Raw genomic sequence first — 23,851 nt, 5'->3', positions numbered from 1 at the left:
GTGATTCCCCTTGTGATGTCGTTTCACCGATGCACGCCGATGGTCGGTCGGCCGGTGCGGCGCATTCCGTACGCCGGGCGGTGGTGCGTTCGGGCCTGATGGGTGAACGCGGTTTCGGTCGAGTTGTCGCGGGCGTCCGGCATCGACGGCACGTCGTGTCGTTCCCGGGCGATCCGGCTGACGAGCAGCGCGAGCGACGCCAGCGTGACGAGCGGCATGAACTGGAACGACAGATGCGGCACGACCGCGAGGCCCGCGAGCGGCATCAGCCACAGCAGCAGCAGCCATTCGCGATCGAAGCGGCGCCAGCCGTGTGTCCACGCATAGCGGGCGTACCACGCGATCACGATGCCGTACCAGGTCAGGTCGTAGTCGTACAGGTAGGGGCTGACGAGCAGGCAGGCGCAGGCGAGGGTCGCGGCGCGCAGTGCGTACGAGCAGGCGCCGCGCCAGGCGTAGATGACGGCGAGGGCCGCGGTCGCGGCAGACAGCAGCTGGAGGCTGGTGGCGACGATGGCGGGCCAGCCTGCCATTGCGGCCAGCGCGAACACGGTCGGCATCCGTGCGAGCTTCGCATGGCCGGTGCTGACGACCTGGTACACGCCGTGCATCCCGTGTGCGAATGCGATCCACGAATCGACGCCGAACGCGAGCGTGGCGAGCACGACACAGGCGGCAATCGTCGCCGCCCATGCGGCCAGTGCACGCCACTGGCCGGCACACAGCAGCGCGAGCGGGAACAGGATGGCCATCTGCGGCTTCATCATCAGCATGCCGAAGCAGATCCCGGCCCATACGGGGCGGCGATTCAGGAGCAGCAGGCCCAGGCCGCCGAGCGTCGCGGTAAGCAGGCTGGTTTGCCCGACGACGAGGGTCACGAACGCGGCGGGGAAGGCCAGCGCGCACAGCCACGCGGTGCCGCGCTGCACGGTCGATTGAATGACGACGGCGAACAGCACGTACGTGACGCCGAGCCAGAGCACGACCGCCAGCGTGTACGGAAGCCAGCCAAGCGGCAGGACCAGCAGCAGCATGGAGGGCGGATAAAGCCACAGAAGTGCGCCGTCCTCGAGATTCATGCTCGGTACGGCGAGTTGCTGGATCGCAAACAACGCTTTGAAATGCCAGACGTCGGCGGCGCGCCCGTGCGCGGCGAGCCAGGCCGCGCTCCAGATCGCGGAGAAATCCTGCGACAGCGGAACCAGCGCGGCGCCATGCTGCAGGACCAGCCGCGCAATGTAGATACCGATGAACAGCAGTTCGGTCAGCAACACGCCGAAGGCATAGATGCGCACGCGATCGCGATTGAGCCAGTGAGGATAGCGGCGCGGGCCGGCGATCGGGAGTTCGGGATGCGCAGCCATTGAAGGATGGGCATGGCGAACGAAAAGGGGCGTCTTCATTGCGAATCCCGGGGCGAGCGCCGGGCCGTGCGGCGAACGACGACGAACAGCACGGCAAGCAGGACGATCGGGCCGATCTGCGGCAGCTTCATCAACCGGTTCAGCATCTCGAAGATCGGCAGCAGCCACGCGAGCACGATCACGGCCTGGTCGCCGGGCAGCCAGCCTTCATCGAAACCATGGGCGATCAGACAGAAGATCGCGATGCCGAGCCAGGTCAGTTCGTAGTGCCACAGATAGGGCGTAATCAACAAGGTGGCGACGGAGAGTACGGCGCTCCTCAAGCGCAGGTCGGGCGTGCGGCGCCACACGTCGACGGTCGCCGCGATGGCGAGCAGCGCGATTGCCGCTTGCGCGGCGAGTGCGGTCGGCACAGAGACGCCGGCGAGCCGCAGCGCGGCGAACGGTGTCGGCGACGCCAGCCAGTACGACGGCAGCATGAAATGCTGGTCGCGCACCGTCGCCACGGCCTGGCCGAGTCCATGCAGTGCGCCGGTGCCGGTGAGCGCGACCCCGGCCGCCGCGAACAGCATCGCGGTGATGGCCGCGGCCCCGAACGCGCGCCACGCCCGCGCCGAGATCAGCGCGAACGGAAACACCACGGCGAGTTGCGGCTTGATCGCGAGCAGCCCGATCAACACGCCGGCCACGACCGGACGCTTGCCGAGCAGATGCAGCGCGAGTGCGGCGAGGCCGGCGGTCAGGATGCTGTTCTGGCCGAACAGCGCCGACATGCACACGGCCGAATACGCGGCCACGACGAGCGCCGCGGCACGCGGCACGGGAAGATGCGCGCGCAACCCCGACAACCGCGAGATGGCGAACGCGTAGCATAAAAGACTGCCCGCGGAAAAGAGGAAGTAAGCGGGCAGGAAAGGCACAAGGGCAACCGGCGCGATGAACAGCAACATCGTCGGCGGATAGAGCCAGGGAAGCGGCCGATGCTGCAGATACGCACCGAAGTGCGCGGTCTCGGCCTGCAGGAAGGAGGAAGCGTCGTAGGCCGATGGGGCATGGCCTTGCAACACGAGATGCGATGCGGTCCAGAAGACCGAGAAGTCCATGCCCGGACGGGTCACGTCGCTTGATGTAAAGCCGTCGGTCACGACACCCCACACGATCACCAGGGCGACGAAGAGCATCAGCATGACGCAGCTGTACGGAACGATGCGGTCGGCTGTCAGCCATTGAGCACAGCGTATGGCGCGAACGCGCGTACCACGATTGGCTGTGTACATGATTCCCCGTCTGTGTGTAGAGGCTGCCTGGCTTTATGCAGCCGTTCGATGTGGTCGTGCCTGCGGATCGATTCGCGCTCAAATGGCGCTGTCCGGTGAATTCATTGTTGAAGAAAAAATCGCGTGATGCAAACCGCCCGCTGAAAGCCGGGGTTTGGATTTCTCGGGACAGCGCGTAAAAACCGGATTTTCAGGTATGAGAAATGCGCAAATCCGGATTTCATGTTTCTGCTTTGAAACATTCGGGCATTTTGACCGGCTCCGAATCGCGGCGGTCGCGGGCAACGCAGGCCGCTTCGCGCGTTCGGGAAAATCCCGAGCAGAAATTTTTGCTCCTTGTCGCAACGCGGCGGCGGGCATTCCGGCTTACAACGCTTGCGAAAAAACATAGATCAATTTTGAAACATTTTGCGTACCGGGGCCCGGGCCGGGACGCACCCGCATCGCCGGAACCCTTGCTGCGCCTCGATTTCGCTCAAGGTGGCCTGCTCTTTGCGTAAGCGTTGGCACGGCAGTCGACGAGGTGACGACCGGGCGGTTCCGGCAAAAGGACAGAAGGAACCGGCTTCGGAATCGCCTGCGGAAAGGAAGGCCGGAGCGCGTCGGGGAACACGCAGCTCCAGGTCGATTCACTTCGCAAGCATTCGTCGAATGACCGTTGTGACCCGGTATCTTCAGGGCAACAAGAAATCGGCATGACCGAATACGGGGAATAAAAATGAAAGACCACAGCGCACCGCGGCTCGCAAGCCGCGTTAAAGACATATTGCAGATTTGCCGGGAGTTTGTTTCCCGTTCAACCGGATTCCATGCGTCGAACGGCTGTCGTGCCGTTCGGGTCGATCGGGTCGTCCGGTTCATCCGGCCGGTCGCGCCGTACACGCCTCTCTCGCCTTCTGCCTCGCTGATACCCGTTCGCACGGACAGGGGTGTGCACCCCCGTTCCCGCAGCTGAGCGGCGCGTTCCATTTTTCTCGAGTAGTGCCGGTGGTGCCCGTCCCGACGTCGTGAACGACGAAGGGTAATTCATAGCAGTCCGAAAGGAGATTACGGATGAAACGAGTCATCGAAAAGATCGCCTGGTTCGATCGGGATCAGGACGGCGTGACGGCCATCGAATACGGCCTGATCGCTGCACTGATCGCGCTCGGCCTCGTCGTCGCGTTGACGGCGATCGGTACGGACCTGTCGACCGTGTTCAGCACGATCACCGCGAAGCTGGACTCGGCGGTCACGGCACTTTGAAGGACGGTACGACGAACGGTGCATCCGAATCGCGCGTCGGCACCACACGGCATCAACACACCACCTCGATGTACCGATGCACGGTCATCCGACCAGCCGGCACGCGAGGGCTTTGAAAGTCACCACGCAAGGAGATCACCATGTCCAAGTTCATTCAACAAGCCGCCCGTTTCGTTCGCGATGAAGACGGCGTGACCGCCATCGAATACGGCCTGATCGCCGCGCTGATCGCCGTCGGCATCATCGTCGCCGTCACCGCGGTCGGCACGCAGCTCAAGACCGTGTTCACCACGATCGCTGCCGACCTGACCGCGGCCGTTTGAGGCCGTTGGAAAGCAGAGCGTGCGGACGGCTCGGCCGGTGCAGCGTTCGAGCCGCTCCCACGCATCTGATCACCCGGAACCGGAGACCGTCATGCGAACCAGCGCGCGTGTCGCAAGCCTCGAGATCGGCGACGAGCAGGGCGTGGCGTCGATCGAGTATGCGTTCCTCGCCGCGACGTTCGCCGTCGCGTTGCTGGGCAGCGCAGTCACGCTGACGGGCTCGCTTGCCGATACGTACGCGGTGATCGCAACGGCCGTCATGGCTGCCGCGGCCACCGCACTGGCGATGGTTTCCTGATCCTTCGATTCGCTTCGCGAGGTTCGCCATGCTACCCGTTGCGCCGCCTTACCCGATTCCGCTGTGCGTGACGCTGCTCGCGGTCGCCGCGGCCGGCACGGATCTCGCCGCCCGCCGCATTCCGAATCCGCTCGTCGCGCTCGGCCTCGTCGGCGCGCTGGTCGCCCAGTGCCTGCTGCACGGTGTCCTGGCAGGCGCACTCGGCTGGCTTGCCGGCGCGGCGACCGGTTTCGCGCTGCTGCTGCCCTTCTACCTGTTGCGCGGGATGGCCGCCGGCGACGTGAAGCTGATGCTCGCGATCGGTGCGTGGGTCGGCGCGCAGATGACGGTGTACATCGTGCTGGCCACTTTCGTGGCCGGCGGGGTCGGTGCACTCGCGGTCGTGCTGTTGCGCGGGCGGATGCGCCAGATGTGGACGAATGTCCGCGCGCTGCTCGCGCGGCATGCGCGAGGCACGCGTGCGGAGGCCGCCGACGGCCCCGCGGCAATCACGTCGGTCGGCTCGCTGCCGTATGGCGTGGCGATCGCGGCCGGCACGCTGGGCATGCTGTTCGCGTCGTACGCGTGACGCGACGCATCCGCAACGAGGATGGAGCGACCATGAACACGAACCCTACCGAACCGAGACGCGACGCGCAGGTGGCCCGTCTGCCCGATCCGCTGCCGTCGCGGGAGGCGCATACGAAGCTGGGCGCGCAGCCGCCGGTGGCGCCGCGCACGCTCGAGGAAACGGGTCTGAGCAAGACGTTCGTTGCCGGGCTCGTGCTGAAGTCGACGCTGATGCTCGGCCGCCCGACCTACGGCGACCTGGTCGAGCGGCACTGCCTTCCGCTCGCGGTACTCGACGACGTCTTTGCGTTCCTGGTACGCGAGCGCCTCGTCGAACTCACGCATCGCGGGGCGACCGATCTCGACGTGACGTTCCGCCTGACCGATGCGGGCCGGGTGAGTGCGCTCGAGGAGCAGGCGCGCAACGGTTACAGCGGGCCCGCGCCGGTGACGCTCGACGCATATCTCGCCTGCGTGGCCGCGCATTCGGTACGCATGCTGCACATCGGCCAGAACGACGTGTGGGCCGCGTTCGAAGGCATCGTGATCGACACGTCGGTGCTCGACGCGGCGGCCGCCGCACTGAATGCGGGGCGTCCGCTTCTGATCCATGGCCCGGCCGGCAGCGGCAAGACCTTTCTCGCCGAGCGGCTCGGCTCGCTGATGCACGGCTACGTGCCGGTGCCGCATGCGATCTGCGTGGCCGGCGAAGTGATTCAGGTCTACGACCCGCTCGTGCATGTCGACGCGGCGTCGCAACCCGGCGGCCAGGCGGTCGATCGCCGCTGGCGCCTGTGCGAGCGGCCGGTCGTGATGTCCGGCGGCGAACTGACGCTCGACGAGCTCGACCTGCGCCGCGACCCGGTTGCCGGCTTCTACCAGGCGCCGCCGCACATGAAGGCGAACATGGGCATGTACGTCGTCGACGATCTCGGCCGCCAGCGCGTCGAGCCGCGCGACCTGCTCAATCGCTGGCTGCGCCCGCTCGATCGCGGCGTCGATTTACTGACGCTCGAATCCGGCAACCGCTTCGTGATGCCGTTCGACGTCTGGCCGGTGTTCTCGAGCAACCTGTCGCCGGAGCAACTGGGCGACGACGCGTTCCTGCGCCGGCTCGGCTCGAAGCTGCACGTCGGTGCGCTGTCGATCGACGACTACCGCGCCGTGTACCACGCGGCCTGCGCATCGCTCGGTCTCGTCTCGGCGAGCGATGCGTTCGACTATCTGCTGCATCGGCTGCATCTGCCGACCGGCAAGGCGTTTCTCGCCTGCTTCCCGGCGGACCTGCTGCGTCTCGTCGCCGCCGGCGCGCGTTACCGCGGCGATCCGCCCGAAGTGACCCACGACGCGCTGTACGACGCCTGGGCGAGCTATTTCGGCACGGTGCCTGAACGGGACGGCGGCCATCCGCCACCCGTCGAGCGCGGCGGGCGCACCTACGTCACCGGTTGAGCGGTTTCTTTCACGATTCGTCGAGGAGCATTGCCATGAAAAACAGTCGAGCAATCCTGATGCTGGTCGTCGCGATGGTCGCGGGTCTTGCCGCGGTGGTGTTCGCGTCCCACTGGCTGATGCAGACATCCACGAGCGCGGTTACGCCGGTTGCGGTGGCGGCCACCGACCTGAACCTGGGCGAACCGCTCGGGCCGAACCAGATCCGCATGGTGAGCTGGCCGTCGGGCAGCGTGCCGACCGGCGCGTTCACCGATACCAAGGCGCTCGAAGGGCGCGTGGTCCGCACCAGCCTGTCGCGCGACGAGCCGGTGATCGAGTCGAAGCTCGCGCCGGTCGGCACGAAGGGCGGGCTGTCCGCGGTCATCGCCGACGGCAGCCGCGCGATCACCGTGCGCGTGAACGACGTGGTCGGCGTCGCGGGCTTCGCGCTGCCGGGCAACTACGTCGACGTGATCGTCAACACGCAGGAACAACAGGGCAAGACCGACGGGCAGAGCATCTCGAAGATCGTGCTCGAGCACATCCTCGTGCTCGCCGTCGCGCAGCAGGTGAGCCGCGACGACACGGCGCCGAAGGTCGTCAACGCGGTGACGCTGGAAGTCACGCCCGACCAGGCCGAGCGGCTCGACCTCGCGCGCAGCGTCGGCACGCTGTCGCTCGTGCTGCGCAACCAGGTCGACCAGAAGACGCTGAACACCGACGGGGCGACCAAGCTGACGCTGCTCGGCAAGGAGCCCGCACCCGAAGCGCCGCCGGCACCGGCCCGTGTGAAGACGGTGCGCGTGCACGTCGCATCGCACGCGGGGCCGGAAGTGCGGCGCGACTGCGTCGGCGTGCTGACGGGCGTGAGGGGCAGCGTCGAATGCTTTTGATGCAGCGGCACGCATCCAGATAAACAGAACGGCCGTCAGTGAGACACGGCGGCCTTGGAAGTCGATAGCCGGCGCAGCGCCGGTCTCTCGGGGGATCAGACGAAATGAAGACCAAACCGCAATGCACCGGGTCCGGCCCGCTGCGTACACGCGTCGCACGGGGCACGATGATGGCCGCGATCCTCTGTTCGGGATGGCTGACCGTCTACGGCGCACTGGCTCAGGAAGGCGTCGAAGCGGGCGCACTGACGAAGGGCGGCGCCGGCGCGCCGGCCACCCTCGGCAAGGGGCCGATGCAGATGACGATCAGCATGGGGCCGGTGGCGGCCGCCGCACCCGCCGCGTCGGCGGGGCCGCTGCGCGGACCGAACTGCGTCGGCGCCGTGCGTGATTCGACCAGCGTCAGCGTGCCGCTCGGCAAGTCGCTGCTGGTGCCGATGCCGGAGCCGGTGCGCAATCGGACGATCGGCAATCCGGCCGTCGCACAGGCGACGATGGTGTCGCCGCAGACGCTGTACATCCTCGGGCTGTCGGTCGGCACGACGAACATGATCGTGCAGGGCCGAAGCGGTGCATGCCGCGTGATCGACGTGGCCGTCGGTGCGGATGCCGGCGGCCTGCAGGCATCGCTGCAGCAGCTGATGCCGAGCGAGCGCGATATCCGCGTGACGACCGCGGCCGGCACGATCGTGCTGTCGGGCACCGTGTCGAGCTCGCAGGCCGCGCAGCAGGCCGTGCAGATCGCGCATGCCTACGGCGACGGCGCTGGCGGCGATCCGGCCGCGGGCGCGGGCGGCAAGCAAAGCGGCGGCGGTGTGCTGAACATGCTGGCCGTCACGTCGCCGCAGCAGGTGATGCTCGAGGTGAAGGTGGCCGAGGTGTCGAAGACGCTGATGAACCAGATGGGCAGCGCGCTCAACATCCAGGGCGGCTTCGGTTCGTGGAGCGGCGCGCTGGTCAGCAACCTGCTCGCGGGGGTGGCGAGCGGGGTCGCGTTCAGCAAGGCGAACAACAAGCCGTTCAACCTCGCAGCCGACGCGCAGAACACCGACAACCTGGTCAAGATCCTCGCGGAACCGAATCTCGTGACGATCAGCGGCCAGGAAGCGACCTTCCTCGCCGGCGGCAAGATCTTCATCCCGATCCCGCAGAGCAGCGGCAACGGCACGTCGTCGATCACGCTGCAGGAAGAGGAATTCGGCGTCGCGCTGAAGTTCACGCCGACCGTGCTGGCGAACGGCCGGATCAGCCTGAAGGTGGCCCCGGAAGTGTCGGAGCTTTCGCAGACGGGCGTCACGTTGAGCGCGGCCAACATCGGCGGCACGTCGATCCTGCCGCTGATCACGACGCGGCGAGCATCGACGACGGTCCAGATGAGCGACGGCGAATCGTTCGCGATCGGCGGGCTGATCAAGGACAACGTGACGGGCGCGCTGAAGGCGATCCCGGGCGTGGGCGAAGTGCCGGTGCTCGGCGCGCTGTTCCGCAGCACGTCGTTCCAGCAGGACCGCACCGAGCTGATCTTCCTGATCACGCCGCACCTCGTGAAGCCGCTGCAGACCGCCGACGTGCCGCTGCCGACCGACAGCTTCTCGAAGCCGAACGAAGCCGACGTGTATGCGACGGGCAACATGGAAGGCCGTGGCGGGGTTCGCAAGCCGGCTGTGCAACCGTCGAACGGCGCGGCAGACGCCCAGCAGGCACCGGCTCAAGCGCCCGCACCGGCGCCGCAATCGGACGCGCCGGCCGGCCCGACCGCCGTGCTGCCCGCTCCGCGCGCGCCGCAAGGGTCGGACGCGCAGCCGCCGGTACCGGCCGAACCGCAGAAGGCGCCTGCGCCAGCCGCCGTGTCGCAATCCGACGCAGCCGACGCGGCCCGCATCGCGTCCATCGAAGCCGCCGCCGCGCGCCTGGCGGCGACCGGCCCCGACGCATCGGCCCAGCCGGCTGCGCCGGCGCGACCGAAGCACCGGATCCCGGCGGCTGCCCACGCGCAGATCGCGCGCTCGGAACCCGAGTCCACCGATCGTTGATGCCATTCCAAGGGGACACTCATGAAATCCGCCTACCTCGTATTCGTGCGCCGCGCGGCGCTCGCCGCATCGCTCGCGTTCGCGCTTGCCGGCTGCATGTCGTCCACGCCGGTGTGGGACACCCGCTTCGGCCAATCGGTCCGCGCCGTGACACAGGCCCAGATCATCGATCCGCATGCCGTCGAACACGCGGCCGCGACGACGGTGGTCAGCGGCAGCGCGGCCGCGTCGGCGCTCGACAACTACGACAAGTCGTTCAAGCAGGTCGATCCGCCCGCCAATGCGTTCGTGATCGGCGTCGGCAAGGCCACCCAGTAACGACGGCACGCTCAGGGAGAACGCCATGAACCGCGCAGTTCGTCGCCCGAACGTCATGCGTCGCAGCCTGCATCGCCAGCGCGGTGCCGTCGCGATCGTCGTCGGTCTCGCACTGGCGGTGATGATCGGGTTCGTCGGTCTCGCGCTGGATCTCGGCAAGCTGTACGTCACGCGCAGCGAACTGCAGAACAGCGCCGATGCGTGCGCGCTGTCGGCTGCGCGTGACCTGACCGGGGCCATCAGCCTGTCGGTGGCCGAGGCCGACGGCATTGCCGCCGGCCACCTGAACTTCGTGTTCTTCCAGAACCAGTCGGTGCAGCTGTCGACGAATGCGAACGTCACGTTCAGCGATTCGCTCACCGACCCGTTCGTGACGAAGGGCTCGGTCACGACGCCGGCGAACATCAAGTACGTGCAGTGCACCGCGTCGCTGAGCAACATCGCGAACTGGTTCATCGAGGTGCTGAACGTGCTGCCGGGCACGAAGCTCGCGAACGCGGCGACCGTGTCCGCCAGTGCGATCGCGACGGTGGGCGGCGGGCAGACGACCTGCGCGATTCCGGTGTTCGTGTGCCGCGGCCCGTCCGATCCGGTCTACAAGGTCGGCGACTGGATCTCGTCGCCGTCCGGGTCGTCGTCGACGTACGGGCCGGGCAACTTCGGCTGGGCGGCGCTCGACGGCTCGACGAACGAACCGACTCTCGCGAGCGAGCTGTCGGGCAACACCTGCAACATCACGAGCCCGCCGGATCTCGCCACCACGGGCCTGAAGTCGGCGTCGCTGCGGGCCTGGAACACGCGCTTCGGCATCTATACGAACGGCGCGAACGGCTCGAGCGGCCAGCCCGACTTCACCGGTTACGCGTATGTCGGCCCGAACTACGGGCCGCCTGGAACGGCGGGCATCAAGGGCGACGCGTACACGCAGTTCGTGGCCGACCGCGCAGCCTTCAAGTCCTACCAGGGCGACGGCGCGCCGCCTTCGGGCAGCGGGATCAACACCAACGGCACCGCGACGGCGAGCAGCTACCAGACTTACGGCAGCGACCGCCGTGTCGCACTCGCGCCGGAAGGCGACTGTTCGACGCTGAAGGGCAGCAGCGGCAAGGTGCACGTCACGCAATGGGATTGCGTGCTGATGCTCGATCCGCTGCCGTTCAGCGCGGGCAGCGGCGCTATCGTCGCGCATCTCGAGTACCTCGGCTCGTCGGTCTCCGGCAACAATCCGTGCGCGACGCACGGCTTGCCGGGCAGCGGCAGCGCGTCCGGGACCCAGGTCCCGATGCTCGTTCAATAGCGGAGAGCGGATCATGAACAAGCCCCCGTCTCGCCGTTCGCGCACCCGTGGCGTCGTCGCCGTGGAATTCGCGATCGTGCTGATGCCGATGATCCTGCTCGCGACCGGCGTGGCCGAGTTCGGCCGCGCGATCTACCAGTACGAGACGCTGACCAAGGCGACGCGCGATGCGGCGCGCTACCTGTCGGTCTGGCTGCCGACCGACAGCGCGTACCCGGTGTCGGCGGCGCAGTGCCTGGTCGTCTACGGCAGCACGACGTGCGGCGCGGCCGGCACCGAGCTGGTGCCGGGGCTCAAGACGTCGATGGTGACGATCTGCGACGCGCAGCGCACGACCGGCTGCAGCGACCCGTCCGACCCGTCGCAGTTCGCGAACCTGCCGACCTACGACGCGAACAACAACGCGGCGAGCGGCACGGCATCGGGCGCGATCAACGTCGTCGAGGTGAAGATCAAGGGCTACAGGTATCAGCCGATCCCCGTGTACCCAGGGCTCTCGTCGATCACGTTCGGCAACATCGTCACCGTGATGAGGCAGGTGTCATGAACGCGCGCCATTTCCCGCTGTCGCGCCGGTGCGGCCAGCGCGGCTCGGCACTCGTCGAGTACGGACTGATCGCATCGGTCCTGGTCATGCTGCTGATCGGCATCTTCGAATTCGGCCGCGTGCTGTTCTACTGGAACACCGCGAGCGAAGCCGTGCGCGTCGGCGCACGCACGGCGGTGGTGTGCGACGTCAATGCCGCCGGCGTCGCGAAGCGCGTGACCGCGATGATGCCGCTGCTGTCGAGTGCGAACGTGTCGGTGAACTACACCCCGGCCAACTGCACCGTGAACACGTGTTCGTTCGTGACCGTGAGCGTCACGAACGTCACCGTCAAGACGATGATCCCGTTCGTGAACGTCACGGTGACGATGCCGCCGTTCACGACGACACTGCCGCGAGAAAGCCTGACCTCCTCGACCGGCGGCGCCAACTGCAATTGATCGAACAGGCGAGGCACACGACATGATCAACATCCTCGTAGCTTCCGACGACACCGCGCGACTCACGCAGATCGCGCGCCTCGTGGCCGACTGCGGACGCTATCGTGCAACGCGCGCGACCGGCCGCCCGTCGCAGATCGAACATCGCACCGACGGGCTCGACGCATTCGACATCCTGCTGGTGGACGGTACGTCGTTCGACGCGCCCGAGCGGGCGGCGATCGAGCGGATCTGCCGTGCGCATGCCGGGCTGACCTGCATCCTCGTGACGGCCGACACGTCGCCGCACGTGCTGCTCGACGCGATGCGCGCAGGCGCACGCGACGTGCTGCAGTGGCCGCTCGACACCCAGGCGCTCGGCAATGCGCTCGAACGCGCGGCCGCGCAAAGCACGCGGCGCGACACCGACGATACGCGGATCGTGTCGTTCATGTCGTGCAAGGGGGGCGCCGGCACGAGCTTCGTGGCAAGCAATCTCGCATTCGAAATCGCGGAAGGCTTCAAGCGCCGCGTGTTGCTGATCGACCTGAACCAGCAGTTCGCCGACGCGGCGTTCCTCGTCAGCGACGAAACCCCGCCGTCGACGCTGCCGCAGCTGTGCGCGCAGATCGAACGGCTCGACAGCGCGTTCCTCGACGCGAGCGTCGCGCACGTGACGGAAAACTTCCACGTGCTCGCGGGCGCCGGCGACCCGGTCAAGGCCGCCGAGATGCGCGAGGATGCGGTCGAATGGATCCTGGGTGTGGCCGCGCCGCGTTACGACTTCGTGATCTTCGACGTCGGCGTCTGCATCAATCCGCTGTCGATGGTCGCGCTGGATCGCAGCGACCAGATCGAGCTCGTGCTGCAGCCCGCGATGCCGCACGTGCGCGCCGGCCGCCGGCTGCTGGAGATTCTCGTGTCGCTCGGCTACTCGACCGACCAGATGCGGCTCGTCCTGAACCGCGCGACGCGCACGAGCGACCGGACCCGCACCGCGCTCGAGGAAGTGCTCGGCCTGAAGGCGGCGTGCACGATTCCCGACGATGCCGACACCGTGCTCGACGCGATCAACCAGGGCCATCCGGTGTCGCGGCTCGCGCGCGGCACGGCGGTCACGCGTGCGTTGCAAGGGTATGCGAAGCAACTCGTCGAAGGGGAGGTGCGTGCGGGACACGGTGCCGCGCGCAGCGAGCCACTGATGTCCCGGCTGTTCGGCCGCAAGGCCACGCCGAAGCTCAAGTCCATGTAATTCTTTCGGGGAACCATCATGTCATTGCGCGAACAGATGTCGTTGCAGCGGGCCCAGCCGCCACTGGCGGCAGGCAGCGAACCGGCCGGCCCGGCGCATTCGTCGGTGCGCGACGCATACCAGAAACTGCGCCGTGAAATCCACCTGGCTGTGCTCGGACGCGTCGAACTCGAGCGCCTGTCGCGGATGCCGCAGGAGTCGGTCCGCATGGAGATCGGCCTGCTGATCACGCGCATCCTCGACGAGGAGCGGCTGCCGGCGAACGACATCGAGCGGCGGCAGCTCGCGATCGACGTGTACGACGAGATGTTCGGCTTCGGCCCGCTCGAAGCGCTGCTGCGCGATCCGACCGTTTCCGACATCCTCGTGAACACGTACCGGCAGGTCTATGTCGAGCGCTTCGGCCAGCTCGAACTGACCGACGTGACGTTCTACGACGACGCGCACCTGATGAAGGTGATCGAGAAGATCGTGTCGCGCGTCGGGCGCCGCATCGACGAATCGAGCCCGATGGTCGACGCGCGGCTGCCCGACGGTTCGCGCGTGAACGCGATCATCCCGCCGTCCGCGATCGACGGGCCGCTGATGTCGATCCGGCGTTTCGCGGTCAATCCGCTGAAGATGGACGACCTCGTGCGCTATCACAGCCTGACGCCGCCGATGGCCGAGCTGCTCGACGCGCTGTCGCGCGCGAAGGTGAACGTGCTGGTGTCGGGCGGCACCGGCAGCGGCAAGACGACGCTGCTCAACATCCTGTCCGGCTTCATTCCGCGCAACGAGCGGATCGTGACGATCGAGGATGCCGCCGAACTGCAACTGCAGCAGCCGCACGTGCTGCGGCTCGAAACCCGGCCGCCGAACATCGAGGGCAAGGGCGAGATCACGCAGCGCACGCTGGTGCGCAACGCGCTGCGGATGCGCCCGGACCGGATCATCCTCGGCGAAGTGCGCGGCGCCGAAGCGCTCGACATGCTCAACGCGATGAACACCGGCCACGAAGGCTCGCTTGCGACGATCCACGCGAACACGCCGCGCGATGCGCTGACGCGGCTCGAGAACATGGTCAGCATCTCCGGCCTGACGCTGCCGCCGAAGACGATGCGCCAGCAGATCACGTCGGCGATCTCGGTGGTCGTGCAGGCCGCGCGGCTGACCGACGGCAGGCGCAAGATCGTCAGCATCCAGGAGCTCACCGGGATGGAGGGCGACATCATCAACATGCAGGAGATCTTCACGTTCAAGCGCACGGGCGTGGACCGCGACGGGACGGTACGCGGCCACTTCTGCGCGACGGGCGTGCGGCCGAAGTTCGTCGAGCGGCTGCAGGCATTCGGCATCAACCTGCCGGATTCGCTGTACGACCCGTCTCAGCGGTACGAGACGAACTGACGACAGGGCGCTGGCTGCCGGGGAGGCCTCATGAACACGATCTTTTACGCCTTTGTGATTCTCACGTTCGTCGCGGTCGTGCTGACGATCGAAGGCGCCTATCAATGGTGGAACGCGCGGCATGGCGCCGCCGCGCGCCGGATCGAGTCGCGGATTCGCGCGATGTCGGCCGGCGGCAACGTGCAGCAGGAGCGGCTGTCGATCCTGAAGAAGCGGATGCTCGACGAGTCGAAGCCGTTCGATCAGCTGCTGCTGCGCGTGCCGCGCGTGCACGCGCTCGATCTCCTGATCCAGCAGTCGGGCCTCGACTGGACGCTGCCGAAGTTGATCGTGCTCAGCGCGGTGTTCCCGGCGCTCGCGTGGCTGGCGCTGAGCTTCGCCACGTTGCCCCAACTGGCCGCGCTGCCGATCGCGCTGTTTGCCGGTTGCCTGCCGATGATGTACGTGATGCGCTGCCGCCGGCGGCGCATGCGCAAGCTCGAACGGCAACTGCCGGACATCTGCGACATGATCGCGCGCGCGCTGCGCTCCGGCCATGCGTTCACGAGCACGCTCGGGATGGTGAGCGAGGAGTTTCCCGATCCGATGGGCGGCGAGTTCCGGGTCACGTTCGACGAGGTCAACTACGGCGTGTCGCAGCACGACGCGCTGATGAACCTCGCGACACGCGTGCCGGTGCAGGATCTGCGCTACTTCGTGATCGCGGTGCTGATCCAGCGCGAGACCGGCGGCAACCTGGCCGAACTGCTCGACAGCATCTCCGCGCTGATCCGCGAGCGCTTCAAGCTGTTCGACAAGGTGCGCGTGTTGTCGGCGGAAGGGCGGCTATCCGCATGGATCCTCGGGCTGTTGCCGTTCGGCACCGCGGGGATGATCGCACTGGTGAACCGCGAGTTCCTGTCGGTGCTCTGGCAGGATCCGGCAGGGATCAGGATGGTCGGCGTGATGCTGGTGTCGATGGTCTTCGGTCTGCTCTGGATCCGCCGCATTGTCCGGATTCGCGTCTGACGCGCGAACCGAATCACGAACCGTTGCGAGGGTGTCATGCAAAACCTGAGCGTTGTCCACGCCGTGATGCTGGGCGGCTTGTTCCTCTTCGTGGCCGGCGGCGCGCTCGCCGCGATGCTGCTGTTCGCGCCGCGTAATATCCATCGGCGTATCCAGCAGGCCGGCGGTGGTGGCGCCGGTGTCGCGTCCGGCGACGGCGACGACATGGCGTCGCGCTGGGTCGCGAAGCTGGTGGAATTGTCCACGCCGATCTCGAAGCTGTCGGTGCCGAAGGAGGGCTGGGAGAGTTCGCCGCTGCGCGTCCGGCTCATGAATGCCGGCTGGCGCAACCAGAGCGCGGCCGCGCTGTACTTCACCGCCAAGACGGTACTCGCGCTCGCGCTGCCGTGCGCGGCGCTGCTGGTGCTGATCACGACCCGGCTCGGCGACGAGCGCGCCATCCTGTCGGTGATCCTCGTCGTGCTGGCCGGGATCGGCTATTACATCCCGAACATCGTGCTGTCGCAGCGGATCAAGGTGCGCCAGCAGAAGATCTTCGAGGATTTCCCGGACGCGCTCGATCTGCTGACGGTGTGCGTCGAAGCGGGGCTGGGGCTCGACGCCGCACTGATGAAGGTGAGCGAGGAACTGCGCTTCAGCAGCGAAGTGGTATCGGGAGAGCTCGACCTGCTGCTGCTCGAGATGCGCTCCGGCTTCACGAAGGAGACAGCGCTGCGCAATCTCGCGCTGCGTACCGGCGTGGAGGACATCGAGTCGTTCTGCGCGATGCTGATCCAGGCCGATCGTTTCGGCACGGCCATCAGCGAATCGCTGCGCGTGCTGTCGGACCTGCTTCGCACTCGACGCCGGATGCGCGCGGAAGAGCGGGCCGCGAAGATCGCGCTGAAGCTGCTGTTTCCGCTGATCTTCTGCATTTTCCCCGCACTGATGATGGTGTTGCTCGGGCCGGCGATGATTCACGTCTATCGCGTGTTGCTGCCGACGTTCGTCGGGATGTCGCCGTGAGCGGCGAACCGGCGTCATGCCGGGGCAACGGGATCGTCTGAATCGCCGATCAAGGTGTTGCGTGCCGGCCGGCCACCCCCGCCGGCCGGCACGATAACAGGCTTCATGGAGGCTCCCTCCCCAGGCGGCGCCGCGAGACAGGTTGACCATAGCGGCGTCAAGGCATCCTGGACCCATGGTCGGCCATGGAACGAGCCGTAGTCCACCGCCTCAGCGGCTGCCCCCTACTGCTAACCTGAATGCCGGCGAAGTTTGCCGGCATCGCGTTGTGCGCTCGATTGAAACGGCACGGCGATACCTCGCCTGATATTGAAAGACGGCAATGATCCGCGGGATTGTTGACTCCGTCGTTCATGGCAGTGGCTTCTCGTTCGCTTTTTGCGCACCGCTGCGCGCCATCCGAAAATCTCCTTGAAATACCCGGTTCGAATTTCTACATTATTGAAAATCATGCCTGCATCACGGTACTGACGAAGCAAACGTTACACGTGCCGCAAATACCGAACAACAACACTTGAAAATCAAGCGACTGCCCGACAATACGGAAAACAGGCCAGTCACGCACGATCAAGGCCGGGGGAAACATGAACAAGCAAGCAATGGCAAGCAGGCGGCCTGACGCTTCATCCAGCAGACATCCGCGCTCCCGCGGCGCCCGCGCGAATCCGCCGCGCACGTTCCCCGGTCCGCTTCCCCCCGATTCCTGACTACCGGCACGCGACCGCGTCCGCAAGACCGTTTCCGCACCGACATCCCGCACGACGAAGCACACGCGAAGCGGCCCGCACACGGCCGGCGTCGTGTCGCGCGTCGGCCGTGCCGGCACGACTATTCGAACGAGGGACCCAGCATGGCCATCGATGTGCCTGTGACACGCCGGACGTTTCTGAAGCTGGCCGGGAGCGGCGCGCTCGTCGCGATCTCGATCACCCATTTGCCGGCGCTGGCGCTCGGCGCCGCCGGGCCGGCGGACGACGATGCGGCCGGGCCGGCCTGGGCGCCGGTACCCGGCAAGGCGCGCTGGCGCATCGACGGCATCCCGAAGGTCACGGGCCAGAAGATCTACGCACGCGACTTCAAGTCGCGCGACTTCGTCGGCTGGCCGCAGCAGGAGAACTGGCTTTATGCGTTGCGGTGCGATCGGGTCGACGCCGTGTACGAAGGCTATGACCTCGGGGTGCTGCCGGCCGAATTGCGACCGATCGCCGTCGTCGACAACGCGCTGCTGAGCGCGCGACGGATTCCGCTGGCACCCGAGGCCGATCCGATCGCGAACCAGGACATCTACTGGCTCGCGCGCACCGGCCACCCGGCGGATTGCTACGGACAACCGGCCGCGCTGCTGGTGTTCGAGAACTTCGATGTCTATCGTCGCGCGAAGAAGCTGCTCGATTTCAACCGCGGCGTGATCCGCTACGGCGCGCCGGTCACGCGCCCGACGGCCGCGCAGGCCGTGCCGTTTTCCCCCGTGACGATCTACGTGCGTGATGACGAACGCGGCTTCAACTACGTCGACAACTACCAGACCGACGGCAGCGGCAAGCCGACCGCCGAATACCTGAAGCAACGCGAAGAGGCGGTCGCCAACATCGACGCGACGATTGCCCGCAACGCGGCCGCCGGCGCGTGGATCGGCGTGCGCGCGACCGGCAACGAAGGATTCGAGACGCCCGCGATGGACCCGATGTTCATGGAACCCGAAGCGGGGCTCGCATGGTACGACGCGTCCAGCGCGAAAATGAGCCTCGTGCTCGGGACGCAGTCGGCGAACGACGATGCGACCGGCGCGCTCGCGCTGTTCCAGGGGAGCGACGTCGCGGTCAAGGAGGCCCACGTCATCGCATGCTATCCGGGCGGCGGCTTCGGCGGGCGCGACAAGTCCTATTTCCCGCTCTATCTCGCGCTCGCCGCGCCATTCGCGAAGGGTGCGCTGCGTTGGCAGCAGTCGCGCTACGAGCAGTTCCAGGTCGGGTTGAAGCGCTGCGAAACGCAGTTCTCCGAATCGCTGTGGTTCAACCGGCGCGGCAAGCTCGAAGCGATCACGTGCGATTTCCTGATGAACGGCGGCGGCAAGAAGAACCTGTCTCCGTACGTCGCGCAGCTCGCCGCGCTGAGCGCGATGAGCTGCTACGAGATTCCGCGCGCACGCGCGCAGGCGGCCTCGACTTACACGCGGGAAGTGTTCGGCGGATCGCAGCGCGGCTTCGGCGGCCCGCAGGCGTTCATGGCGGTCGAGACGCTGATGGACGAGGCCGCGCGCCGGCTCGGGCTCTCGCCGTTCGCGATCCGTCGCGCCAATTTTCTCGGCAGCACGCCCGGGCTCGGCAAGGGGCGCGCGATCACGGGCGCGCCGATCCTGTTCGACCTGCAGCTCGACGCGCTGCTCGACCGGCTCGAACAGCACCCGCTGTGGCGCGATCGCGAGCGTACGCGTGCGGAACGCGGTGCGCGCCATCTGCGCTACGGCGTGGGACTCGCGATGGCGAACGAAGCCTACGGCACCTCCGGCGACGGCATGTTCGGGATGGTGCAGATCCTGCCCGACAGCCGGCTGCGCGTGGTCACGCCGTACACCGACATGGGTAACGGCGCGGCCACGACGCTGGGGCTCGCACCGTCCGAATTTCTCGGGCAGAACGCGCAGACGATCGCCATGAGCGAGATCGGGCCGTTCAATGCACTCGGGCTCACGCGTTCGAGCAACCCGTCGGCCAATCCGAAGACGGTGCGCTACACGTACGGTTCGTCGAGCGCCTGTCTTGGTGCCTTTCACCAGTATCACGCGGTGAAGGGGGCGGCACAGGCCTTGTTCCTGCAAAGCGTGCTGCCGGCTGCCCGTGCGTGGTGGGGCGTGCCCGTGCGGGCCGAGGACGTGCGCTGGGCCAATGGTGCGCTCGTCGCGAACGGCCTCGCGCCGATTTCGTGGCCGGCGCTGCTCGGCACCATCACGAAGCTGGGCCTGCAGACGGTGGCGGCCGTGCATGCGAGCTATGCCGGCTACTTCTGGAAGGGCACCTACCCGTTCGCGTCGGGCAGTGCGCAAATCGACTACGACTATGTGGCGGTCGGCCTCGATCCCTACTTCCTGACGCCGTTGTACCGCACGCTGCAGGCGCCGCCGGTCGATACGAGCCTCTACGGACGCACGACCTATGCGCCATCGGCGTCGCTCGTCGGCGTGTCCGTCGATCCGGCGAACGGGCGCGTGAAGGTCGAGCGCGTGGTGTCGGCGGTGAGCGTCGGGCGGCAACTGTCGCCGGAGCTCGTCGAAGGCCAGTCGCAGGGCGCGGTCGCGATGGGGATCGGCAACGTGCTGACCGAGACGTGTCCACTGGGCCCGGACGGCCCGGGTGGCGGCCGATGGAACCTCGACCGCTACGAGGTGACGCGCCTGCCCGACATCCCCGAGCAGGAGCTGATCGCGCTGCCGCCGCCCGGCAACGATCCCGCGAATGCGCGCGGCATCGCGGAAGCGGTGATGTGCCCGATCGCGCCGGCGCTGCTCAATGCGCTGGCGATGGCGACCGGGAAGCGGTTCAGGGTCACGCCGGTCACGCCGGACAAGATTCGGGAGGCACTGCAATGAGCGATCCGGTCCGCATGGTCGTGAACGGCCAGCCCGTCGAGGCCCCCGCCGCCGACGCCGACATGAACCTCATCGACTTCCTGCATGAACGACAGGACCTGACCGGTACGAAGCTGTGCTGCGGCATCGGCGTGTGCCGGGCATGCACGGTCGGCGTGCGCAACACGCCTGACGCGCCGATGGAAAAGACGCTGTCGTGCTCGACGCCGGTCAGCGCGATGGCCGGCATGCACGTGTACACGATCGAAGGGCTCGCGCAGGACGGCACGCTGTCGCCGCTGCAGCAGAGTTTTCTCGAATCGTTCGCGTTCCAGTGCGGCTACTGCGCGTCGGGATTCCTGATGGCCGCGACCGCGATGCTCGATCATCTGCGCGCGCAGCCGGTACCCGCCGCCGAGCTGGACGCGATGATCGAAACGTGGGTGGGCGGCAACGTGTGTCGTTGCACCGGCTACGTCAAGTACATCGAGGCCATTCGCAAGGTGGCGATGCGCTACACGAAGGAGGCGGCATGACGATCAGGACCTGCATCGCGGCGCTGGCGATGCTGCTGGCCGCGCCCGCCTCGTTTGCCGCGGAAGGCGCCGATGCCTCCCTGCACGAATACGCGCAGCAATGCACCGACGAAATCGGCGAGATTCCCGCGTTCGACTGCAACAGCGGGACGGACGTGCCGATTACCGTCAACGGCAGCGTGCCCGCGCGGTACACGGCTCACATGACCTGCGATCGGCCGGCGCTGTTGCCGTACGATGCGCCGACCTCCGGGCAATGCACGCCTTACTCGAAGATCCTCGACCTGTCTCACGGCGACACGCAGATCTCGGCGTTTTGCCGTCGCAAGCAGATCCGCGAGAACCGCAGCCCGTATTACGACGAAGTCGACATCGTGCTGCACCACGTGCGCAACGGCAAGACCTGCTGGTTTCATGCGGACAAGGGCGGCACGGGCGGCATGGACGCGTCGCGCGTGCCGCCGCCGAACGAGAAGACCCCGCCGCCCGGTCGTCCGTCGGCCGCGGAATTCTGGTGGAAACCGGCTGCGACCGCGACGAAGCGCTGTGTGTCGTGCCACGATGAGAGCCCGGTCATGTACAGCCCGTGGATCGGGCAGGTATGGAATCGCGTGCCGACCGATCCGTGGGGCAAGTACATCAATCTCGGTGCCGACTTCGCATCATGGACGTCGCACGCGATCAGCACGCCCGGTAACACCTGCATCGGCTGCCACCGGATCGGCGACCAGAACAGTTGCAAGATCTACGTGCCGCTCGCCGCCGGGTTGCTGCCGCCGCCGAAAGGCAGCAACCAGCTGGCGAGCAGCTATCCGCTGACGCACTGGATGCCGATCGACAACAACCGCAGCCGCGACGAATGGAACGCGGCCAACGTGAAGTCGGTGAGCGACCTGCTCGAGTGCTGTTCGGCCCGGGGCAAGAACGATCCGAAGTGCTCGTTCACGCCGGCGGCGCGGGCGGCGAAGTAGGGGGCCGACGAGCGGCACCCTCCGCATGCCCGCATGCTGGAGAACGAGTCGGCGGCGGGCCGGCATCTGCCCTGAATCCCGGACGATGCGCCGCGCCCGATTTCGCCGGCGCACGTCGCACGTAATGTGTCGGAAAGGTTCCACCCACACGACTGTCTCATCCGCCGAGCCAATCGCATCGATGCCTTGAGTTTCATCATCCGCCGCGCTACATTGCCGCTCGCAGCATTCCGCACGGACTCCTGCGCATCCTGTAACGCGTACGTAAGGAATCCCCGATGGGGCAACAGGCGGAAGGCAACGACGACATTCCCGGCAGCCCGGCCGGCCGCGACGCAGTCGCGCCGGTCGCAGGCGCCGCCGCGTTGCTGGTCGCCACGCTCGGCGCGCTGGGCGCCGTCGACTTCCTGCCCGCCGACCTGCGCTGGTGCGCACCGCTTGCCAGCGCCTGGTGCAATGTACTCGTCGTCGCGATCGGCGTGCTGCTCGCCGGCCGCGCACGCCGCCATCCTCCCGACATATCGGCCGCCACGCTGCTCGGCGACTGGCTGCGCGATGCATTCAGCCGCAAGCACGAGCCGGGACACGACGCCAACCCGTGGCCGGCGATCGCCGCCGCGCTCGCGTGGCAGCCGCCGTCGCCCGGGATGCTGGTGCGCGCGATGGCTGCGCCCGAGCCGACGCTCGCGGCCGGCGCGGCCTGCATCGTGCTCGCCTTCCTCACACTCGTCGCCGAACGCCACCATGCGGCGGCCGCCAGCCGTTCGGCAGTGTCCGCGTCGCTCACGCGGGTGCTGCGCGTCGCGCTCGTCACCGCGCTCGCGGGTGCGCTGGCCGCTGCATGGTTCGCATTCCGGCACCGCACCGCAGACGGGCTCGTGCAGGCGATCGCGCTGCTCAATGCAGCTGTTGCCGCCGAACTGGCGCTGCGCGGCGTGCTGTCGTGGTTTGCGGTGCCGCGCGGCGCCATCGTGCCGACCAGCGCGATCGCCGGGCTGCTGAGCCGGCGCCCGTCGCCGTTCGCGTCGCTCGGCGCCGAGCTGCGCCATCGTTACGGCATCGACCTGCGGCAGAGCTGGGGCTGGCGCAGCTTCGTGCGGCTGCTGCCCGGCGCGTTCGCCGCCACCGTCGCGTGTGCATGGCTGCTCACCGCCGTCGTCGTCCTGAACCCGGAGCAGCGCGCGGTCTATGAGCGCTTCGGCGCGCCGGTCGCCGTCTGGCAGCCGGGCCTGCACGTCGGCCTGCCCTGGCCGTTCGGGCGCACGCGCATCGTCGACAACGGCGCGGTGCACCAGGTCGCGATCGCGGGCAACGCGAACGACGGCAGCGCCGATACGTCGCCCGTGCCGGCCGACGGCCCGACACCCGAACGCCTCGACCGCCTGTGGGATGTGCCGCATCCGTGGGAAACCACCCAGGTGATCGCCGGCGCGAACGGCGACCGCCAGAACTTCCAGATCGTCAACGCCGACGTGCGGGTGGACTACCGGCTCGGCCTGACCGATGCCGACGCGCGCGCGGCGCTCTATCGCACGATCGACCCGGAAATCACGGTGCGCACGAGCGCCAATCGCGAACTCGTGCACTACCTCGCGTCGCATACGCTCGAAGCGCTGCTCGAAACCAACCAGGCCGCGATGGCCGATCAGTTGAAGCGCGCGATCCAGCAGCAGCTCGACCGGCTGCAAAGCGGCGTCGACGTGATCGCGGTCGTGATCGAGAGCGTGCATCCGCCGACCGGCGCAGCCGCCGCGTTCCACGACGTGCAGGCCGCGCAGATCCGCGCGCAGGGCAGCGTCGCGCAGGCGCGCGGCTTCGCGGCCGGCCTGCTCGGCAACGCGCAGCAGCAGGCGCTCGAACGGGTCGCGCACGCCGAAGCGCAGGCCGGCGACACGGTGTCGTCGGCGCGCGTGCAGCAGATCGATTTCGACGCCGATCTGGTGGCATACCGGCTCGGCGGCCCTGCGTTTCCGTTCGAGTATTACCTCGACCGGCTGCAACGCGGCCTGCGCGACGCGCGCATGACGATCATCGACGACCGGCTGGCCGACGGCACGCGGGCGACCGTCGATCTTCGCAATACGCCTGCCGGCGATCTCGCCGGCATCCATTGACATGTCGCGGCGAT

General features: G+C 67.4%; 21 protein-coding genes. 19 read left to right on the top strand and 2 right to left on the bottom strand.

Going from position 1 to position 23,851, the window contains the following annotated elements; genetic code table 11:
• Nucleotides 1–23 precede the first annotated feature (23 nt).
• The gene (locus CFB41_RS32645; protein ID WP_089459443.1) at nucleotides 24–1,403 is read right to left on the bottom strand and encodes a glycosyltransferase family 87 protein; all 1,380 of its coding nucleotides are present in this window, start codon (nucleotides 1,401–1,403) and stop codon (nucleotides 24–26) included.
• Complete coding sequence (locus CFB41_RS32640) at nucleotides 1,400–2,641, bottom strand: glycosyltransferase family 87 protein (protein ID WP_089459442.1); 1,242 nt, start codon at nucleotides 2,639–2,641, stop codon at nucleotides 1,400–1,402. Before CFB41_RS32640 ends, CFB41_RS32645 begins: the two co-directional genes overlap by 4 nt.
• A 1,053-nt stretch (nucleotides 2,642–3,694) precedes the next feature.
• Between CFB41_RS32640 and CFB41_RS32635 the strand changes: the two genes are divergently transcribed.
• The 19 genes from CFB41_RS32635 (at nucleotide 3,695) to hflK (ending at nucleotide 23,837) form a co-directional block, all read left to right on the top strand.
• The gene (locus CFB41_RS32635) at nucleotides 3,695–3,886 is read left to right on the top strand and encodes a Flp family type IVb pilin (RefSeq protein ID WP_089459441.1); all 192 of its coding nucleotides are present in this window, start codon (nucleotides 3,695–3,697) and stop codon (nucleotides 3,884–3,886) included.
• Nucleotides 3,887–4,026: 140 nt separating this feature from the next.
• Nucleotides 4,027–4,209 (top strand): Flp family type IVb pilin, encoded by a 183-nt coding sequence (locus CFB41_RS32630; protein ID WP_089444318.1) that lies wholly within the window; start codon nucleotides 4,027–4,029, stop codon nucleotides 4,207–4,209.
• Between the two features lie 91 nt (nucleotides 4,210–4,300).
• Entirely contained in the window at nucleotides 4,301–4,507 is a 207-nt protein-coding gene (locus CFB41_RS32625) for a Flp family type IVb pilin (protein ID WP_089459440.1), read from the top strand.
• A 28-nt stretch (nucleotides 4,508–4,535) separates the two neighbouring features.
• Nucleotides 4,536–5,075, top strand: a complete 540-nt coding sequence (locus CFB41_RS32620) for a prepilin peptidase (RefSeq protein WP_089459439.1) — start codon at nucleotides 4,536–4,538, stop codon at nucleotides 5,073–5,075.
• 32 nt (nucleotides 5,076–5,107) lie between these two features.
• Nucleotides 5,108–6,508, top strand: coding sequence for an ATPase (locus CFB41_RS32615; protein WP_089444315.1), 1,401 nt, complete (start codon nucleotides 5,108–5,110; stop codon nucleotides 6,506–6,508).
• A 35-nt stretch (nucleotides 6,509–6,543) separates the two neighbouring features.
• Nucleotides 6,544–7,383 (top strand): Flp pilus assembly protein CpaB, encoded by an 840-nt coding sequence (gene cpaB, locus CFB41_RS32610; protein ID WP_089444314.1) that lies wholly within the window; start codon nucleotides 6,544–6,546, stop codon nucleotides 7,381–7,383.
• 104 nt (nucleotides 7,384–7,487) lie between these two features.
• Nucleotides 7,488–9,416 (top strand): type II and III secretion system protein family protein, encoded by a 1,929-nt coding sequence (locus tag CFB41_RS32605; protein ID WP_089459438.1) that lies wholly within the window; start codon nucleotides 7,488–7,490, stop codon nucleotides 9,414–9,416.
• A 21-nt stretch (nucleotides 9,417–9,437) separates the two neighbouring features.
• Nucleotides 9,438–9,734: a hypothetical protein gene (locus CFB41_RS32600; protein ID WP_089459437.1), complete on the top strand. Its 297-nt coding sequence runs from the start codon at nucleotides 9,438–9,440 to the stop codon at nucleotides 9,732–9,734.
• A gap of 25 nt (nucleotides 9,735–9,759) precedes the next feature.
• On the top strand, nucleotides 9,760–11,031 hold the full coding sequence (locus CFB41_RS32595) for a TadE/TadG family type IV pilus assembly protein (RefSeq protein ID WP_089459436.1): 1,272 nt from the start codon (nucleotides 9,760–9,762) through the stop codon (nucleotides 11,029–11,031).
• Nucleotides 11,032–11,044: 13 nt separating this feature from the next.
• Nucleotides 11,045–11,578: a TadE/TadG family type IV pilus assembly protein gene (locus tag CFB41_RS32590; protein WP_089444310.1), complete on the top strand. Its 534-nt coding sequence runs from the start codon at nucleotides 11,045–11,047 to the stop codon at nucleotides 11,576–11,578.
• Nucleotides 11,575–12,018, top strand: a complete 444-nt coding sequence (locus CFB41_RS32585; protein ID WP_089459435.1) for a TadE/TadG family type IV pilus assembly protein — start codon at nucleotides 11,575–11,577, stop codon at nucleotides 12,016–12,018. Before CFB41_RS32590 ends, CFB41_RS32585 begins: the two co-directional genes overlap by 4 nt.
• Nucleotides 12,019–12,040: 22 nt before the next feature.
• Entirely contained in the window at nucleotides 12,041–13,249 is a 1,209-nt protein-coding gene (locus CFB41_RS32580) for an AAA family ATPase (protein WP_089459434.1), read from the top strand.
• An 18-nt stretch (nucleotides 13,250–13,267) separates the two neighbouring features.
• The gene (locus tag CFB41_RS32575; RefSeq protein ID WP_089459433.1) at nucleotides 13,268–14,638 is read left to right on the top strand and encodes a CpaF family protein; all 1,371 of its coding nucleotides are present in this window, start codon (nucleotides 13,268–13,270) and stop codon (nucleotides 14,636–14,638) included.
• A 30-nt stretch (nucleotides 14,639–14,668) separates the two neighbouring features.
• On the top strand, nucleotides 14,669–15,646 hold the full coding sequence (locus tag CFB41_RS32570) for a type II secretion system F family protein (RefSeq protein WP_089459432.1): 978 nt from the start codon (nucleotides 14,669–14,671) through the stop codon (nucleotides 15,644–15,646).
• A 36-nt stretch (nucleotides 15,647–15,682) separates the two neighbouring features.
• On the top strand, nucleotides 15,683–16,651 hold the full coding sequence (locus tag CFB41_RS32565) for a type II secretion system F family protein (protein ID WP_089459431.1): 969 nt from the start codon (nucleotides 15,683–15,685) through the stop codon (nucleotides 16,649–16,651).
• Nucleotides 16,652–17,501: 850 nt separating this feature from the next.
• Complete coding sequence (locus tag CFB41_RS32560; RefSeq protein ID WP_089459430.1) at nucleotides 17,502–20,237, top strand: xanthine dehydrogenase family protein molybdopterin-binding subunit; 2,736 nt, start codon at nucleotides 17,502–17,504, stop codon at nucleotides 20,235–20,237.
• Entirely contained in the window at nucleotides 20,234–20,752 is a 519-nt protein-coding gene (locus CFB41_RS32555) for a (2Fe-2S)-binding protein (RefSeq protein WP_089444303.1), read from the top strand. Before CFB41_RS32560 ends, CFB41_RS32555 begins: the two co-directional genes overlap by 4 nt.
• A complete protein-coding gene (locus tag CFB41_RS32550) occupies nucleotides 20,749–21,723 on the top strand; it encodes a hypothetical protein (protein ID WP_089459429.1) in 975 nt (324 codons plus the stop codon). Before CFB41_RS32555 ends, CFB41_RS32550 begins: the two co-directional genes overlap by 4 nt.
• Before the next feature lie 278 nt (nucleotides 21,724–22,001).
• Nucleotides 22,002–23,837 carry a protease modulator HflK gene (hflK, locus tag CFB41_RS32545; RefSeq protein WP_089459428.1) on the top strand — a complete coding sequence of 612 codons (1,836 nt, stop codon included), beginning with the start codon at nucleotides 22,002–22,004 and terminating at the stop codon, nucleotides 23,835–23,837.
• Nucleotides 23,838–23,851 lie beyond the last annotated feature (14 nt).

Source organism: Burkholderia sp. AU33803 (assembly GCF_002223095.1).
Lineage (GTDB): Bacteria > Pseudomonadota > Gammaproteobacteria > Burkholderiales > Burkholderiaceae > Burkholderia.
This window is presented reverse-complemented; position numbering and strand designations above follow the sequence as displayed.

Excerpts from the sequence above, each read along its gene's own strand:
- CFB41_RS32645 (WP_089459443.1), bottom strand. The coding sequence starts at position 1,403 with ATGAAGACGCCCCTTTTCGTTCGCCATGCCCATCCTTCAATGGCTGCG.
- CFB41_RS32585 (WP_089459435.1), top strand. The coding sequence starts at position 11,575 with ATGAACGCGCGCCATTTCCCGCTGTCGCGCCGGTGCGGCCAGCGCGGC.
- hflK (WP_089459428.1), top strand. The coding sequence starts at position 22,002 with ATGGGGCAACAGGCGGAAGGCAACGACGACATTCCCGGCAGCCCGGCC.
- CFB41_RS32595 (WP_089459436.1), top strand. The coding sequence starts at position 9,760 with ATGAACCGCGCAGTTCGTCGCCCGAACGTCATGCGTCGCAGCCTGCAT.
- CFB41_RS32560 (WP_089459430.1), top strand. The coding sequence starts at position 17,502 with ATGGCCATCGATGTGCCTGTGACACGCCGGACGTTTCTGAAGCTGGCC.
- CFB41_RS32555 (WP_089444303.1), top strand. The coding sequence starts at position 20,234 with ATGAGCGATCCGGTCCGCATGGTCGTGAACGGCCAGCCCGTCGAGGCC.
- CFB41_RS32590 (WP_089444310.1), top strand. The coding sequence starts at position 11,045 with ATGAACAAGCCCCCGTCTCGCCGTTCGCGCACCCGTGGCGTCGTCGCC.
- CFB41_RS32575 (WP_089459433.1), top strand. The coding sequence starts at position 13,268 with ATGTCATTGCGCGAACAGATGTCGTTGCAGCGGGCCCAGCCGCCACTG.
- CFB41_RS32580 (WP_089459434.1), top strand. The coding sequence starts at position 12,041 with ATGATCAACATCCTCGTAGCTTCCGACGACACCGCGCGACTCACGCAG.
- CFB41_RS32615 (WP_089444315.1), top strand. The coding sequence starts at position 5,108 with ATGAACACGAACCCTACCGAACCGAGACGCGACGCGCAGGTGGCCCGT.
- CFB41_RS32640 (WP_089459442.1), bottom strand. The coding sequence starts at position 2,641 with ATGTACACAGCCAATCGTGGTACGCGCGTTCGCGCCATACGCTGTGCT.
- CFB41_RS32605 (WP_089459438.1), top strand. The coding sequence starts at position 7,488 with ATGAAGACCAAACCGCAATGCACCGGGTCCGGCCCGCTGCGTACACGC.
- CFB41_RS32620 (WP_089459439.1), top strand. The coding sequence starts at position 4,536 with ATGCTACCCGTTGCGCCGCCTTACCCGATTCCGCTGTGCGTGACGCTG.
- cpaB (WP_089444314.1), top strand. The coding sequence starts at position 6,544 with ATGAAAAACAGTCGAGCAATCCTGATGCTGGTCGTCGCGATGGTCGCG.
- CFB41_RS32600 (WP_089459437.1), top strand. The coding sequence starts at position 9,438 with ATGAAATCCGCCTACCTCGTATTCGTGCGCCGCGCGGCGCTCGCCGCA.
- CFB41_RS32570 (WP_089459432.1), top strand. The coding sequence starts at position 14,669 with ATGAACACGATCTTTTACGCCTTTGTGATTCTCACGTTCGTCGCGGTC.
- CFB41_RS32630 (WP_089444318.1), top strand. The coding sequence starts at position 4,027 with ATGTCCAAGTTCATTCAACAAGCCGCCCGTTTCGTTCGCGATGAAGAC.
- CFB41_RS32550 (WP_089459429.1), top strand. The coding sequence starts at position 20,749 with ATGACGATCAGGACCTGCATCGCGGCGCTGGCGATGCTGCTGGCCGCG.
- CFB41_RS32635 (WP_089459441.1), top strand. The coding sequence starts at position 3,695 with ATGAAACGAGTCATCGAAAAGATCGCCTGGTTCGATCGGGATCAGGAC.
- CFB41_RS32625 (WP_089459440.1), top strand. The coding sequence starts at position 4,301 with ATGCGAACCAGCGCGCGTGTCGCAAGCCTCGAGATCGGCGACGAGCAG.
- CFB41_RS32565 (WP_089459431.1), top strand. The coding sequence starts at position 15,683 with ATGCAAAACCTGAGCGTTGTCCACGCCGTGATGCTGGGCGGCTTGTTC.